This window comes from Aeribacillus sp. FSL K6-8394 (genome assembly GCF_038008865.1).
In the GTDB taxonomy this organism is placed as follows: Bacteria; Bacillota; Bacilli; order Bacillales; family Aeribacillaceae; genus Aeribacillus; species Aeribacillus composti.
This window is the reverse complement of sequence record NZ_JBBPAA010000002.1, coordinates 295816-308997: the sequence shown is the minus strand read 5'-3', so window position 1 is coordinate 308997 and position 13182 is coordinate 295816. Positions and strand designations below refer to the sequence as shown.

Sequence of the window (13182 nt, the reverse complement as noted above, 5' to 3'; positions counted from 1 at the left end):
CAAATATATAAAAAGGAGGCAGCTCCAAGTTTTGGAATGCCTCTTTTTCCATGTCTGATTATTCTTTTTCATTCCAATTATTTTGGGCTAGCCGATCCTTTTGTCGATCTTGCTGAATGAAAGGAGCGTTTCCGTCCAACCCGTTTGTTTTTTAAATCAAGCTTTCGTTTATTTCTGCTTTTTTCTTTCTTCATAGGGAGAGGAGGTTCCTCCGTCAATTTTACAGGTGTCGTATCCGGCTCCTTCGTTAACATTTTAATAGCTGCTGCAAGCAATGGGACGGAATCATATTTTTCCAATAGCTCCGCAGCAAAATTTTTATACTGATCTAAATTTTCAGTTTCCACTACAGAGCAAATTTTTTCGACCGTCATTTTTTGTTTTCCTACTAGTGCTTCATCTAAAGTAGGAGGACGCATTCGATCCATTTTTCTTTTTGTTGTATGCTCAATGGTTTCCAAAATACCGCGTTCCCTTGCGGTTATAAACGTCATCGCTTTTCCTGACTTCCCAGCCCGTCCTGTTCTTCCAATTCTATGCACATAGCTTTCAGGGTCTTGAGGTACATCAAAATTATATATATGGGTGATACCAGATATATCAAGCCCTCTGGCTGCTACGTCTGTTGCAACAAGTACATCAATGGCTCCATTTTTAAATTTGTTCAAAACAGATAAGCGTTTCGCTTGGCTTAAATCGCCATGAATTCCTTCTGCTGAATAGCCGCGGACATTTAATGCTTCAGAAAGTTCGTCCACTCGGCGCTTTGTCCTGCCAAACACAATCGCAAGCTCCGGTGATTGCAGATCAAGAAGTCTTGTCAAAACGTCAAATTTTTGTTTTTCAGGCACTTCTAAATAATATTGCTGCACATTTGGAACCGTTACTTCTTTCGCTTTTACACGGACATGAGTCGGATTTTTCATAAAGCGTTCTGCAATTGATTTAATTGGACCAGGCATTGTCGCAGAAAATAGAAGGGTTTGACGCTCCCTAGGAATATTTGAAAGAATGTGCTCAATATCATCAATAAACCCCATGTTGAGCATTTCATCCGCTTCATCTAAAACGACAGTGTGCACAGAATCAAGCCGCAGCGTATTGCGCCGTATGTGATCCAATAACCTTCCAGGTGTTCCAACAATGATGTGGGGAGGCTTCTTCAAAGCCCGAATCTGCCTGGAAATGTCCTGGCCTCCGTAAATCGGCAATACTCTTGTCCGTTTATCATAGCCGATTTTATATAACTCTTCTGATACTTGTATAGCAAGTTCCCGTGTTGGGGCTATCACAATCGCTTGAACAGCTGAATCATGAACATTAATTTTTTCTACTAAAGGGATGCCAAAAGCTGCTGTTTTTCCTGTCCCTGTTTGCGCTTGTCCAATGATGTCTTTATTGTTCAAGCCTAAAGGGATCGCCTGCATTTGAATGGGAGTCGCTTCTTCGAAGCCCATTCTTTTTATTGATTTTAACAGCTCCGGACTCAACCCGAACTGGTGAAACAAATTTGTCAATTTTTCCAAACTCCTTTAAGACTTTTATTAAGCGCTGCTGGATAAAAAGGCTCTTGTGCGTATTTTCTAGAAACTGTAAGCTTATCATAGTCGTGAGAATCAGTGTAAACTCCGATTTTTGCTGGAAAGTACGCATAGGGATTTTTATCCATTCACCGCAGGTGTTATCATACCATTTCCATCAATCTATTTCAACTTACCGCACTATAGCTAAAAAAGCATAAAAACAAAAGCACAAGCAAAATGATGTTTTATTTTATTCTTTCATTAATGCATGAACAACATCTTCCAGCTTCATTCCTCTGGACGCTTTCACTAACACAAGATCTTTTGAGCCTGCAGCTTTCTTTAATTCATGAATTAGTTCATCTTTGTCAAAAAACACATGAATTTTTCTTTCATCTATAACTTTCTTTGCACCAACGGCAATTTCTTTTCCGAGTTTTCCAAATGTAAAGAGGTGATCAATTTCTTGATCAGACAGCATCATTCCTACTTCTTGATGAAGTTCAACTTCTCTTTCGCCAAGCTCCAGCATATCCCCTAAGACAAGAATTTTTTGCGAATATCCTTTTAGACCATGGACTAGATCAATGGCTGCTTTCATCGCTGTAGGATTCGCGTTATATGCATCATTTATGATGGACAGACCGTTCTTCGTTTGAATCAATTCAAGTCTCATGTTTGTTATTTTCAAATCGCGAAGCCCTTTTTCAATACGATCCAGTCCGATCTTTAGCAGTTCTCCAACAGCGATCGCTGCCAATGCGTTTAAAACATTGTGACGGCCTAAAACAGGGATAAAAAAAGGCTGTTCAGCTATATTGGCGCGAAACCGTGTTCCTTCACCCAACAGCTCCATTGATGTCGGAAAAAGATTATTGTTTTTCTTTTCTCCAAACGTTACGGTTTGACATGAATAGTCTTTTTTTAACAAAGGCTCATCACCATGATAAATGAGCGTTCCATTCTCTTTTAAACCCTTTATAATTTCAAGCTTTGCTTCCGCAATCCCTTCACGAGAGCCTAAATCTTGTAAATGAGCATCGCCGATATTGGTAATGACGGCTATATCAGGACGTGCAATTGATGATAATAATTCAATTTCTCCCTTAGCGTTCATGCCCATTTCTAATACAGCCACCTCTGTATCTTCAGGCATATCTAATATTGTTAAAGGCAGACCGATATGGTTATTGAAATTCCCTTTCGTTTTATGCACGCGATACCGAGTGCCCACAACCGATGCGATCATATCTTTTGTCGTTGTTTTGCCATTAGAGCCTGTAATCCCTACTACTTTTGGGTTTACTGCCAACAAATAGTGAGAAGCAATCTGCTGCAATGCTGCCAAGGTGTCGTCGACAATGATCAATGGTTTGTCTTGCGGCGGATTCGGGACTGATCTAGACCATAAGGAGGCATGAGCACCATTTTCGAACGCTTTCTCGACAAAGTCATGTCCATTAAACTTTTCGCCAATAATGGGTACAAATAAGTTTCCTTTACGGACATTCCTTGAATCAGTCGTTACTCCTTCGATGGTAATCTTCTCAAATTCCTCTTTTAATTCTGCGTTGTTTGCCATCTGCTTAATTGCTGATAATTGCCGTTTTATCATGCTTTTTTGTTCTCCTTTCAAAAGGCGGCTTTACACAGCCGCCCTAAGAACGATCTTTAAATAGTATACTTGATTCTCTGTTTTAGTTCATATCGCTCGATTCCAAGCTGAACCAATTTTTCAATCAACGCCGGATAATCGATGCCGCTGTGCTTCCATAAAAGAGGGAACATGCTAAACGGCGTAAATCCAGGCATTGTGTTCACTTCATTGATCAACGGTGTTCCGTCTTTTCTCAAGAAAAAGTCTGCCCGAACAAGTCCAGAACCATCGATAGCTTTAAATGCTTTCAGCGCCATTTTCTTGATTTGTTCATATTGCTCTTCCGTTATGTCAGCTGGAATAATGAGCTCCGTATCTCCGTCTTCATATTTCGCTTTATAATCGTAAAACTCTTTTTTCGGAGCAATTTCCCCAACAACAGAGCAGATCGGTTCGTCATTTCCAATTACTCCGATTTCAACTTCCCTTCCATCAATACTTTCTTCAATAATCAGCTTCCGATCATACAGAAACGCTTCTTCAATAGATTGAATGAGCGATTGCCGATCTTTTGCCTTGCTGATACCTACGCTTGAGCCGAGGTTGGCTGGCTTTACAAAGCAAGGATACCCGAGCTGCTCCTCGACTTTTTGAAAAACCTTCTCTTTATCTTTTTCCCAGTCTTTGTTCGTAAACCAAACGTACTTTGCCTGAGCGAGTCCTGCTTGGGCAAATAAATTTTTCATAATGATTTTATCCATTCCTGCTGCTGAAGCCAAAACTCCATTCCCAACATAAGGTATATTCAGCAATTCCAGCATTCCTTGTATCGTTCCATCTTCACCATTCGGTCCATGCAATAGCGGAAATACGACATGGACTGGATCAGCGCTTCCTGGAGCGTTAAATAGCTCTTGACTGAAAGGTACCGGCAAATGTTCACCTTTTTCTCCAGCTTCGGAATTTCCCGCTAGAAACTTCAAGTCTTCTACTCTTTCAACTGGACCGTTCAATTGCTTTCCTTTTACCCATTGCCCTTGCTCCGTAATGTAAATTGGATATATGTCAAATTTATTTTTATCGAGAGCGTTTATTACTGCCCGAGCTGTTTGTAATGATACTTGATGCTCGGCAGATTTGCCCCCATATACAAGCGCCAGTTTGATTGCCATTTATTTTTTCCTCCCGTTTTGAAAAAAATCATCTGTTTTATTTTATCATTATATAGGTTGTTTTTGTTATCATTGCCGAACAATTTATTTGCGGGAGAAAAAAATTCACTTCTTCTTTACCATGAATTAAAATAAATACGAAGGAAGGAGGGGTTATCCAATGAAGCCAATAGAGACAGCAGAACAGTTTGAACAAGTGATTCAGAGCAATCAAGAAACCATCATCAAGTTTTTTGCCGATTGGTGCCCTGATTGCAAAAGAATGGACATGTTTATCGGCGACATTTTAGAAGAATACGGTCAATATGAATGGTATGAGATCAATAAAGATCAATTCCCCGACCTAGCTGAAAAATATCAAGTAATGGGAATTCCAAGCATTTTAATTTTTAAAAACAACGAAAAAATCGCTCATCTGCACAGCGCATACGCAAAAACACCTGAGGAAGTGAAAGAATTTTTAGGCTCGCATCTTAAATAAAGAAAAAGCCGCTGGGGGTGTCTAATAAGTCGTTTTTACGGCTTATAGACGCCCCCATTAATGTTTTAGAAACGTTGATATATCGGTGTTTATGATTTTTTGTTTTCAATGGCGATTTGATTTTCTAAGACAGCCCTTTCATAAAAAGCACGAATCTAAAAAAACTGGACTTCGGATGTTTTTTCATCCAGTCCAGCCTCATTCTTTTCCTATCAAAATATTTCTATTCCTTTTTTAAATCCTCTAAAACCGTCAATAAATCTCTTAATTGGCTGATTTCATAGTCTGGAGTGACTTCTCCGCTAAGCTCCAACTGCTTTCGATTAATCCAAACAGACCGGATATTTGTCCGTGATGCCCCAAGTATGTCAGTGCTCAGTTTGTCTCCAACCATTACCACTTCATTGCTTTGAACACCCATTAAGTTTAGTGCGTGTTCAAAAATTGACGGATCAGGCTTACCTTTGCCGAACTCACCTGAAATGACAATATGCTCAAAATACGATGAGAGAGCAGAAACACTAGCAATCTTTTCTTTTTGCAGGCTTGGATCCCCGTTGGTTAAAAGAAGCAAACGATAGTTTTGTTTCAGCCGTTCTAATACTTCAAATGTATCTTCATATACGAGCGGTCTTTTGCGCCGTTCTGCATGAAAAAGCTCAGCCAGCTTTTCCCCGAATTCAGCATCATCTATACCGACCGCCTTCAAACCGTTCGTCCAAGCATCTTTTCTGTAAACAGGCGCCAATTGATTAAGCTTCCCAAACTGTTCGTGCACGATTTCGCTAAAATTCGCCCAAAGGCCTTCAAACGGATTGATGCCAATCATTTTTGTAAATGGATATGTTTCATAAGATTCATACAATTTTCTCGCTTCTTGACGAACCGCTTCCTCAAGCTGTTTTGAATCAACCCCGTATTGTTCTTCTGCTGTGGTGCAAACATATTGGAATGTGTCGCTGACGCTTTTTTCATCCCAAAGAAGTGTATCATCTAAGTCAAAAAAAACAGCTTTAATCAATCATCTATCTCCTCTCCATTTTCTGTTCCATTCTTACCTAAAAACAATTTTTTGTCACTGCCAATATTTCTGATTCGAAAGCAAATAAAGATGGATGGCACCTTAATATATTTTATTTGAAATCAATATAAATTGAATTATACCTCTTTCGTCCAGCCGAACTTGTCTTCCGCTTTTCCGTATTGAATGTTCGTGATCGTTTCATAAAGCTTTTTAGAAAACTCGCCTGTTTCTGAATTATTCAATAGCATTTTATGCTCATTCCATTTCAGCTCTCCGACCGGCGAAATTACCGCTGCTGTTCCTGTTCCGAAAACTTCTTCCAATTCCCCGTTTTTGTAGGCATTGAAGATATCTTCTATTGAAATGCGTTCTTCATGCACCGGTACTCCCCAATCTTTCACTAGCTGGATAACGGAGTCTCTTGTTATACCGCTCAAAATGCTTCCGTTTAATTTTGGCGTGTACACTTCACCGTTGATTTTGAAGAAAATGTTCATGCTTCCAACTTCTTCAACATATTTATTTTCTTTTCCATCGAGCCAGAGCACCTGATCGTATCCTAATTCCTCCGCTTTTTTTTGGGCGTATAAGCTAGCTGCATAGTTTCCGGAAGTTTTAACATGACCAACTCCTCCCGGTACAGCGCGAACATATTCATCTTCAACATAAATTTTTACAGGAACGAGCTGACGGCCTGAATAGTAAGCTCCAACTGGCGACAGGATAATCATAAACTTGTATTCGCTTGCTGGTCTAACTCCTAAATATGGTTCCGTTGCAATGATGAACGGTCTGATATATAAAGAAGTGCCTTCTTTATTTGGAATCCAATCTCTTTCCACTTCAACAAGCCGCACAATGGCTTCCAATACTAGATCAGGGTCAATGGGCGGAATACACATTCGTTCGCAAGAGCGGTTCAATCGCTCTATATTTTTATCCGGTCTGAATAACAATGTGCGGCCGTCATTCGTTTTATAAGCTTTCAGCCCTTCAAAAATTGCTTGCCCGTAATGAAATACCATTGCTGACGGCGAGAGCACCAACGGTTCAAACGGCACTATACGAGGGGAATGCCACCCTTGCACCTTATTATAATCCAATATAAACATATGGTCTGTAAAATGTTTTCCAAATCCTAACGATTCAAGATCAGGCTTTTCTTTTAACCGGTCCGATTTAATAAATTCAATAACTTGATTCATGTTCATCCATCCTTTCTCATTATTTTAATTTTATTGTGCGCTGCTGACTAGACCTATTTGGTTGCCAATTTTTATTGAATGCTGATTGGCTAAATCAGGCTTTTCTTTTAGCGGGCAGCATGGCGAAATAGCCAATTAAAAAAACATGCCCCAGCAATCACCAACGCATAAAACATCGGTTGATTGCTGGGGCGAGATGCTTCGCGGTACCACCCAGCTTCTCTGTATTCCTCACAGAATACAGACTCAGCAAGTCACACATAGATGACTTTCTTCGTAACGGAAGATCCGTTGTTTTATACTTTGGCAAAAAGCCATTTCTAAAACAAGGCTCCAAGGCGATCTTCAAAGAGAGATAACGGCTGGCCTTTCAGCCTATGGGTCAGCTCTCTAATACGTCATCGCTCTCTTCTACTGCTCCTTTTCCTCACCTTTTTCATATGAAATTATCAAAATAAAAACTCGCCCCAATCCAAAAAGAAATATTGGATTGTTGAGGCGAGTTTTTCGCGGTACCACTCAACTTTTCTGTATTCCTCGCGAAATACAGACTCAGCAAGTCACGTACATGACTTTTCTTGATAACGGAAGAACCGTTGCTTTATACTTTAGCTTGCGCTATTTCTAAAACAAAGCTCCAAGGTGACCTTCAAAGAGTGGTGAACGACTGACCTTTCAGCCTGCGGGTCAGCTCTCTATGCGCCACCGGCCTCTTTTACTGCTCCTTTTCTTTGCTTTTCTTATCTGAAAATAATTTATTTAGTAAATAATTTTGAAAATGATTATATAACCTCTTTCGTTTTAAGTCAATAAGAATTTAGTTTTTAACAAAAATTTGTTTCCGACACGTCTCGATTTCACCCAATTCATCACTTTTTCTCTATATCTGAATAAACTGACATAAGAAAAATGAAAGGTGGGATATTTGCATGTATGCTAATACACATTATGTAAACTACTATTATCCAGTTTACGACCACAGCTTCATTAGACAAAATAGAAACAACAGCTCCATTGACAATATACTGAAGGCTATCTTAAACGGAATTTCTTCTGAAGCAAGTGCTATTGATTTTTACACAAGATTGGCAAAGGCGGCGGAAACTTCTGAACAGAGACAGGCAATTGAACATGCGCTAGAAGACGAAAAAATACATTTACGAACATTCACGCAGCTTTATCAAACATTAACAGGAAAAAAACCGGTTTATCAAACAAAAATAACTCGATTCCGAAATTTCCAAGAAGGTCTGCGGATCGCTTATGAACAAGAATTGGAAGCATATGAGACATACCGCGATAATTATTTATCTACACAAGATCCAATGATTCGAGATGCTTTTTTTAGAGCCATGACTGATGAAATTGAACATGCGTTAAGATTTAGCCACGTACTAAACAAGAAATAGTCGAAATCAATTTTTGCTTCCAGTCATATGAGCGGTCTCATTTGGGTCAAATGCTAAAGGGACTTTTGTAATTTTACTTGTTGTTTCATCAAGTGCGACAAGATCACTTTTGTTCACATCATGAACATTTGTTTTCCCTAAACCTTTGACAGCGACCTGTATTTCTTCCGAAAATGACGTTAAAAAATTAGATAAATAATATGCTGCCTCCTCTTTATTAAATTGATCCGCCATTCTTCCGCTATAAAAGGCCAATACCGTCGGTGGCTCAAATGGTATTGTTTTTACGACCTGTGTATGCGTCATTGCCCATAAAGCAGCAGTTCCTATATAAACAGCGTCTGCTCCAAGCGCCAAAGCCTTCAATGCATCCCCGGGTGTATTGATTCCGCCGCCAATCAATAAGCTCACTTTTCCTTTCATTTCTCTTTTTGTTATATAGTGGACAGCCCTAGTCAATGCATAAATCGTCGGCAATCCGAAATCATCTTGTATGATCGGCGCCGATCCTTTTGTACCTGCCTGACCGCCATCAATCGAAATAAAATCCACACCTGCCAAAAGTCCGTATTCAATATCTTCTTCAAGCCTGTTGCTTGCACAAATTTTGATTCCGATCGGGACTCCTCCAGTGAGTTGTTTTAATTCTTTTACAACCTTTCTTAAATCTTTCGGACTGTTCCATTCATTGAATCTTCTTGGAATAACTGCGGTCTCATCCGGTTTTAAACCTAATATATCACGGGCTTTTCCTTGCAAAAATTCAGGTGAAATTCTTGCCGGGACAGCAGCTGAAGCTCCTTGTCCAATATGGATTTCCACAGCATCTGCCTGTTTTAATACATCTGCATTTTTCCCCCAATTCGCAGTGTGGTATTGAACGATCAAATGCTTTGCCCGTTCACGTTCCTCTTGCAAAAATCCCCCTTCACCAATGTTACAGGCTGTTCCGACAACGGCCGTTCCCCAGGCTTGGGCAATTCGAACTTGTTCGCTTACGCCAAGACCGTATGCCATCCCGCCAAGCAAAACAGGCATATCAATTGTGAGAGGTTTTTTGGCCAAGGGACCAATAACCGTTTTCATTTCCACTTTTGCATCCTCTTTTGCAGGAAAAATTGCAAGTTGAGCGGGTGAAAAGACGAGCCCGTCAAAATTAAGAAATTTTCGCGGGCTACCAAACGGGCGGTCAATAATTTTCCCTTCTGCAGCCCTCAAGCTGTTCTCAACGACAATCCTTGGACTTATCCGCGTAAAGGCACTGACCATTTCCCATACATTTTCCATATAGGGATCACCCATGAGAATTTTTGTAAACGATGAAGTAGCTCTTTTAATAAGAGGGCGAATAGTTAATAACACGATCACATATGTCAGCAAGGGACTTAATAATAATGCGCCTATTACCAAAAATTCATTCATCCTTCATCGATCCTTTTGAATAAGGTTGTAGATGCTTTCTTTTTTGCCGTTTGCCGCGAATGGCTATGATCACCAGCAATATACAAGGAATAATAATTAAAATCGGCAGCTCAATGAACAATGGAAGTTTTTCCTTTAAAAGTTCTTTTTTCTCGATCTCATTTTCCGCACTTACAATTGCAATGACAAAAATCATAATCGCTGCAGGCAGTATAAAAGGCTGGTGCTTTTGTTTTTTAAACAGCTCCGCCATTCCTACAACTCCTGCATAAAAAAAAATATTTAATTTTATGAAAAGGCCGATAAATAAAGTTAAAATGACAATCGGATCCATTCTCTGAAAAAAGTCGCCGACATTGATTTTTTGGGCTGTATCAAGCAAAGGGAGATCGGCTAATTCCGTTCCGTACACCCCAAGCACTGCAATAGTTAATGCAAAAGTCCATGAGACGGCCAAACCGCTGAATAAAACCGATAACGTTCCAATTCGCACACCGTTCTGAGGTTTGTTTAAGTATGGAAGTATCATGAAAAAGACAACCATTTCGCTATAAGAAATGATAGACGGAAACACCGCTTTGATTAAAGGAAATAAGCCATCTTCTAAAATTGGCAAAAGATGTATTGGATCAACAATTCCGGAGGCAAACACTAAAAAATTTCCCATTATCCCTAGAGTGATCATGATAAAGAAAAGCAGCTGGGCAACTCTTGCGAACACTTCAATTCCTAAAAAGCATGAATAAGAAATAAGTAAAACTCCAATCAATAAAACAACTTCAAGAGGCGTTTCAGGCAAAAGATATTTAATGATGTTATCCCCAGTATCCCGCAATATAAAGCCGGCGATTAAGATAAAATAAAAATTATATATGATTGAAAGCACTGTACCAACAATTTTCCCTGTGTTTTCCAAAAATATTCCTGTCAAGGTTAGGTTTGGAAAACGATTATAAATTGGACCGTAAATCATTAAAATAAGGAGAATGTTAATTCCGGAAACAACTAACACGGCGATCCAATTATTTTGCTTTACTTCCAATCCTAGCCCTGTGACAATCAGACTTCCAAATTGAAACAAAAACATAAATGAAAACATCTGTAACCCATCGATTTTTGCTTTTTCCATATAAAATTCCTTCCATTTCCCTGCTCTCAATCCTCCAGCTTGTTAAGCGGAGGATTGTTGATCGTGCCTGTTCTTCGTATTTTGACATCAACAGTAGTTTTTATTGGAAGTTCAGTGAACGTTTCCTTCCAATGTTTTTTTATTTTTTTCCAATTTTTATAATCGTCCCGATACAACGCTTTTCCAAAACCGAAAGCATCGACTCGGTAATCTTGCTGAACATTCGAAAGAACTTTTTCAACTTCTTGTTTTATTTCTTCTTCCGTCTTTTTTTCTATCTTTCTTATCGTTTTTGTATTTGTTATTGTGAGATGCTTGCATTGTACATCCGCTACATTTCCTTGAGCCTCTATATGAACTTCACCAACGGGATTGCCTTTATGCATTTTTGTTTTTAGCTGGCTTTTTGCAGAAAAAATGTCAATGCTTATCTTTCCGTCATTCTTGCATGAAATTTCTTCGATCGTCCGATGTACTTTGCCGATAATATAATGAAGTCCTCTGCTCTGTTGTTCATCCAGCCAGCCTATTAATCGGTCTTGGTGAAACAAAGCGATTCCTTTAAATTTTAATTTTGCTTCAGGGTCAATTTGTTCATAATTGGCTTTCGTTTCACCGACTTGCTGATTGCCTTCTACTGATATTCCTGTCAGTTTCACTTCGATCCCTTCGCTGCTTAAATCCGATAACAATTGATCAAGAGTTACAGATATTGTCGGCGCCCATTGCTTATCTGATAATTCAAGAGAATTAAAAAGCTGGTTCGCCGGGATATCTTCTAACGCTGTTAAAACTTTTAAAATATCCCCTGCCTTGGCATCCTTTGCAACAGTTATATAAAAATCTGTTCTCATTTCATGATCACGTGACAAAAGATCAAGCACCTCCCCAATTCCCTCTTTTGCTAATTCCTCACCGATTACTAAAATCCGCAAATGAGACGAGTAAATTCTCCTTGGAACAGCAGTGGTCATTCGCCGTATAGCTTCAATGATGGTGTGACCTTTCTCTTGATAAGTCATAACAGGAGTTTTATCCCCTTTACTCATCAGCATGGCAATTTGACTAGGGTTTACTATTTGCGAGGTCACCACATACTGGTCTCCTTCTTTATCGATCCCTAAACCCACTTGAATGGCAATCGTGTTTAATTCTCTTCGGTTCCAGCAGCCGGATAACAACAACAAAACAACAGCAAATAAAAGCATCTTTTTGAATTTCATTTTTGCTTAACTCCAGCATTTTTATTTCTTGTTAATATTTGCATTTTTCGTTTTTTTATTCTTAATGCAAGAAAAATTTGCACAAAAAAAAGACGCCAATGCGTCCATGTTCATGATCGATTTTTAATGAGCTGTCGTTATTTCAATTTGATTTCCGGAAGGATCGATCGTGTATATTTTTCCATCTTTTTCAGTTATACGTGCATTTATTTCTTTTAATCTCTTGATCACCTGATCTTTTTCTTCCTTATTCGGCAAAATGATTGTGAACCATTTAAGCCCGACACTATTCTCAGGAGGCTTTGGAGCCCCTATACCATTCCAAGTATTTAACGCAATATGGTGATGGTATTTGCCGCTAGAAATAAATAATGCATGAGATCCATATTTTGATGTCATTTGAAAACCGAGGCCTTTACAATAAAATTGTTCTGCTTCATCTAAATAGGCAACATGCAAATGAACATGACCAATAATGGTTGCTTCAGGCATCCCTTGCCAGTCCTCTGGATCTCTTTCAGAAAATAAATCGTTTATATCTAACGGAATCGTGTCCATCACAACTTGATTTTGATTCCATTCCCAATTCGCCGACTTTCGATCAGCATAAATTTCAATGCCGTTTCCATCCGGGTCTGCCAAATAGACCGCTTCACTGACCAAATGATCGGAAGCACCCTGCAGCGGATAGTTCATTTGAATGAGATGATAAAGGGCATTAGCTAAATCTTTCCTTTCCGGCAATAAAATGGCAAAATGATATAACCCTGTCGTCCGGACTTGTTTTCTTATGACATTATCCGGTTGTTCGACAATCAATATCGGTTTCTTTCCATCAGCAGAAAAAACGACTTTATTTTCCTTTTGCTCTAATATTTTAAAACCCAATAAATTGTGGTAAAACGCAATAGATCTCTTAAGATCCTCCACTTTGATCGATACTCCCCCGATATATTTATTGGGCGAACGATGAAATGCAAGCTCCATGTATTATCCA

Annotated in this window: 11 protein-coding genes and 2 other annotated features; of the genes, 2 read left to right on the top strand and 9 right to left on the bottom strand. The window is 39.1% G+C overall.

What is annotated here, in order from left to right:
- Positions 1–77: 77 nt before the first annotated feature.
- From NSR00_RS13915 to NSR00_RS13905, 3 genes are all read right to left on the bottom strand, one after another.
- A complete protein-coding gene (locus NSR00_RS13915) occupies positions 78–1457 on the bottom strand; it encodes a DEAD/DEAH box helicase (protein ID WP_063388241.1) in 1380 nt (459 codons plus the stop codon).
- A 316-nt stretch (positions 1458–1773) separates the two neighbouring features.
- Positions 1774–3138: a UDP-N-acetylmuramoyl-tripeptide--D-alanyl-D-alanine ligase gene (locus tag NSR00_RS13910; RefSeq protein ID WP_340789480.1), complete on the bottom strand. Its 1365-nt coding sequence runs from the start codon at positions 3136–3138 to the stop codon at positions 1774–1776.
- A 56-nt stretch (positions 3139–3194) separates the two neighbouring features.
- A complete protein-coding gene (locus tag NSR00_RS13905; RefSeq protein ID WP_066247084.1) occupies positions 3195–4292 on the bottom strand; it encodes a D-alanine--D-alanine ligase in 1098 nt (365 codons plus the stop codon).
- Positions 4293–4452: 160 nt separating this feature from the next.
- Between NSR00_RS13905 and NSR00_RS13900 the strand changes: the two genes are divergently transcribed.
- Complete coding sequence (locus NSR00_RS13900) at positions 4453–4773, top strand: thioredoxin family protein (RefSeq protein WP_063388220.1); 321 nt, start codon at positions 4453–4455, stop codon at positions 4771–4773.
- Positions 4774–4996: 223 nt separating this feature from the next.
- Here the strand turns inward: NSR00_RS13900 and NSR00_RS13895 are convergent, their stop codons facing one another.
- Both NSR00_RS13895 and NSR00_RS13890 read right to left on the bottom strand, forming a co-directional pair.
- Positions 4997–5791, bottom strand: coding sequence for an HAD family hydrolase (locus NSR00_RS13895; protein ID WP_327873207.1), 795 nt, complete (start codon positions 5789–5791; stop codon positions 4997–4999).
- 140 nt (positions 5792–5931) lie between these two features.
- Positions 5932–7002: a branched-chain amino acid aminotransferase gene (locus NSR00_RS13890; RefSeq protein ID WP_063388219.1), complete on the bottom strand. Its 1071-nt coding sequence runs from the start codon at positions 7000–7002 to the stop codon at positions 5932–5934.
- A gap of 184 nt (positions 7003–7186) precedes the next feature.
- Positions 7187–7439 (bottom strand) — a binding site (T-box leader).
- A gap of 54 nt (positions 7440–7493) precedes the next feature.
- Positions 7494–7743, bottom strand: a binding site (T-box leader).
- Positions 7744–7931: 188 nt separating this feature from the next.
- Here NSR00_RS13890 and NSR00_RS13885 point away from each other — a divergent pair.
- Positions 7932–8411: a ferritin family protein gene (locus NSR00_RS13885; protein ID WP_066247086.1), complete on the top strand. Its 480-nt coding sequence runs from the start codon at positions 7932–7934 to the stop codon at positions 8409–8411.
- A gap of 6 nt (positions 8412–8417) precedes the next feature.
- Here NSR00_RS13885 and NSR00_RS13880 read toward each other — a convergent pair whose 3' ends face one another.
- The 4 genes from NSR00_RS13880 to NSR00_RS13865 form a co-directional block, all read right to left on the bottom strand.
- The gene (locus tag NSR00_RS13880) at positions 8418–9833 is read right to left on the bottom strand and encodes an FMN-binding glutamate synthase family protein (RefSeq protein WP_340789479.1); all 1416 of its coding nucleotides are present in this window, start codon (positions 9831–9833) and stop codon (positions 8418–8420) included.
- Complete coding sequence (locus NSR00_RS13875; protein WP_153028100.1) at positions 9826–10962, bottom strand: GerAB/ArcD/ProY family transporter; 1137 nt, start codon at positions 10960–10962, stop codon at positions 9826–9828. The genes NSR00_RS13880 and NSR00_RS13875 overlap by 8 nt, the downstream gene beginning before the upstream one ends.
- 26 nt (positions 10963–10988) lie before the next feature.
- Positions 10989–12185 (bottom strand): Ger(x)C family spore germination protein, encoded by a 1197-nt coding sequence (locus tag NSR00_RS13870; RefSeq protein ID WP_130158686.1) that lies wholly within the window; start codon positions 12183–12185, stop codon positions 10989–10991.
- A gap of 123 nt (positions 12186–12308) precedes the next feature.
- On the bottom strand, positions 12309–13172 hold the full coding sequence (locus NSR00_RS13865) for a VOC family protein (protein ID WP_340789478.1): 864 nt from the start codon (positions 13170–13172) through the stop codon (positions 12309–12311).
- Between the last annotated feature and the right edge of the window lie 10 nt (positions 13173–13182).

What these genes read in the sequence shown, in the direction of transcription:
- NSR00_RS13915 (WP_063388241.1), bottom strand. Translation starts at nt 1,457, where the DNA reads ATGGGCTTCGAAGAAGCGACTCCCATTCAAATGCAGGCGATCCCTTTA.
- NSR00_RS13910 (WP_340789480.1), bottom strand. Translation starts at nt 3,138, where the DNA reads ATGATAAAACGGCAATTATCAGCAATTAAGCAGATGGCAAACAACGCA.
- NSR00_RS13905 (WP_066247084.1), bottom strand. Translation starts at nt 4,292, where the DNA reads ATGGCAATCAAACTGGCGCTTGTATATGGGGGCAAATCTGCCGAGCAT.
- NSR00_RS13900 (WP_063388220.1), top strand. Translation starts at nt 4,453, where the DNA reads ATGAAGCCAATAGAGACAGCAGAACAGTTTGAACAAGTGATTCAGAGC.
- NSR00_RS13890 (WP_063388219.1), bottom strand. Translation starts at nt 7,002, where the DNA reads ATGAATCAAGTTATTGAATTTATTAAATCGGACCGGTTAAAAGAAAAG.
- NSR00_RS13885 (WP_066247086.1), top strand. Translation starts at nt 7,932, where the DNA reads ATGTATGCTAATACACATTATGTAAACTACTATTATCCAGTTTACGAC.
- NSR00_RS13880 (WP_340789479.1), bottom strand. Translation starts at nt 9,833, where the DNA reads ATGAATGAATTTTTGGTAATAGGCGCATTATTATTAAGTCCCTTGCTG.
- NSR00_RS13875 (WP_153028100.1), bottom strand. Translation starts at nt 10,962, where the DNA reads ATGGAAAAAGCAAAAATCGATGGGTTACAGATGTTTTCATTTATGTTT.
- NSR00_RS13870 (WP_130158686.1), bottom strand. Translation starts at nt 12,185, where the DNA reads ATGAAATTCAAAAAGATGCTTTTATTTGCTGTTGTTTTGTTGTTGTTA.
- NSR00_RS13865 (WP_340789478.1), bottom strand. Translation starts at nt 13,172, where the DNA reads ATGGAGCTTGCATTTCATCGTTCGCCCAATAAATATATCGGGGGAGTA.